The sequence below is a fragment of the Rhodanobacter sp. 7MK24 genome, from assembly GCF_014842995.1.
In the GTDB taxonomy this organism is placed as follows: domain Bacteria; phylum Pseudomonadota; class Gammaproteobacteria; order Xanthomonadales; family Rhodanobacteraceae; genus Rhodanobacter_A.
This window is the reverse complement of record NZ_JACYXL010000037.1, coordinates 1-281: the sequence shown is the minus strand read 5'-3', so window position 1 is coordinate 281 and position 281 is coordinate 1. Positions and strand designations below refer to the sequence as shown.

The window sequence follows — 281 nt, the reverse complement described above, 5'->3', positions numbered from 1 at the left end:
ACGATTCGATGTAGGCGTTCTGGTTCGGTTTGCCCGGTTCGATCAGGCGCAGTTGCACGCCACGCTCGTGGGCCCAGGTAACCATCGCCTTGCCGCAGAACTCCTTGCCGTTGTCGCTGCGAATGATCTTGGGCAGGCCGCGAGTGAGCGCCAGGCGATCCAGCACGCGCGTGACGCCCGTGCCGGAGATCGCTCGTTCGACCTCGATGACGACGGCCTCGTGAGTGGCGTCGTCAACGACCGTCAGGCACTTGATGACGCGACCCTCGGCCGTGCGATCG

General features: G+C 64.8%; 1 protein-coding gene. It reads right to left on the bottom strand.

Going from position 1 to position 281, the window contains the following annotated elements; translation table 11 throughout:
- The coding region (locus IHE49_RS18715) for a DDE-type integrase/transposase/recombinase (RefSeq protein WP_192160675.1) at window positions 1-281 on the bottom strand (281 nt) is incomplete at both ends.